1 protein-coding gene is annotated in these 950 nt (G+C 46.7%); it reads left to right on the forward strand.

From position 1 onward, the window contains the following. Positions 1 to 950 (forward strand): HDOD domain-containing protein (locus A3738_RS20965; RefSeq protein ID WP_156504388.1); only part of this gene is annotated, 950 nt, incomplete at both ends.

A 950-nucleotide genomic window follows, 5' to 3' on the forward strand; every position in this document is an offset into this window, starting at 1 on the left:
TAAACTTGCCTCGCTTATCGATTCGAGCGGCATTTCACCAATGCAATAAAGGCGACTTTTCTGAAAGTCTAAGCGCGCCAGAGCTAGTAGTTCATATCGAGAAAGGCTACTCGCTTGATGATGTGGCTAAAAAGCTAACAACACTTTATCGTCTGCCTCCGATGCCTGAAACCGCTGTGCGCGTCATGCATATTACGTCTGATCCTAATTCTAGTGTTCAGGAATTGGCCCAGCTTGTGGAGCAAGATCCAAGTTTATCTGCGCAAATTATGCGTTATGCAAGATCGGCATTGTTCAATTACCGTGGCAATTTGACTGATGTGAAAGAGGCGATCAATGCTGTCTTAGGTTTTGAACGCGTCGCTAAACTTTCCCTTGGCATTGCATCCGCTCGTGCTTTTACCTTACCTCTCGATGGTCCATTAGGGCTAAATGCATTATGGCGTCATGCTTTGCATTCTGCTGTGTTAACTCAAGCGCTCTCTGTCATGGTCAACCCTGATTTGGGTGTAGACGAGCACGGGGCATACTTGTCTGGTTTACTCCACAATTTTGGTCTACTGCTCATCGGGCAGCTCTTCCCGCCTGAGTATCGCATGCTCAATAAGCTTCGTGTCGCTGAGCCAGAGAGAACCATGCGTGATATTGAACAGCAAGTATTTGGAATGGGCGCAGCTCAAGAGTTTATCTCATTGGGGCATGGCTCCCTTGGTGCTATTTTATTGAAGCTTTGGGGCTTGCCAGAGTCCTGTATTAAAGTTGCTGCTATGCATCAATCTCCAAGTTACGAGGGTGAGCATCAGGAACTAGTGTCGCTAGTTCAGTTATCTAATTATCTGCTTTCTCTTCATGGTGTTGGTGATGAACCATGCTCGATCGATTTTGAAGGATGTTGCAGTGCTTTGGGTATCGACCCGGAACAAGCGCTTATCTTAGCCGATACAACGGTC

The organism is Oleiphilus sp. HI0066, assembly GCF_001635725.1.